Consider the following 282-nt stretch of genomic DNA (forward strand, 5'->3'; position numbering starts at 1 on the left):
GAAATCATCACGGAACAACGCGTCTACCTGGCGTGCGGGTTCACCGATATGCGCAAATCCATCGACACGCTCGCGGCGCTCGTTCAGGAGTCCTTTCAGTTGGACGTATTTTCTCCCTGCCTGTTTGTATTTTGCAATCGCCAGCGAGACAAACTCAAAATCCTACAGTGGCAGCATAACGGTTTTTGGCTCCATTACAGACGTTTGGAGCAAGGTCGGTTTCAATGGCCACAAGCGTCCAGGGACAGAACGGTCGTCATTAGCCGGCGAGAACTGAACTGG

The 282-nt window shown here is 52.5% G+C and carries 1 protein-coding gene; it reads left to right on the forward strand.

The window, feature by feature from the left end; all coding sequences use genetic code 11:
- Positions 1-282: IS66 family insertion sequence element accessory protein TnpB (gene tnpB, locus J3482_RS22325; protein ID WP_206923123.1), on the forward strand; the 282-nt coding region annotated here is incomplete at both ends.

It is taken from the genome of Alicyclobacillus suci, assembly GCF_017329615.1.
Lineage (GTDB): Bacteria > Bacillota > Bacilli > Alicyclobacillales > Alicyclobacillaceae > Alicyclobacillus > Alicyclobacillus suci.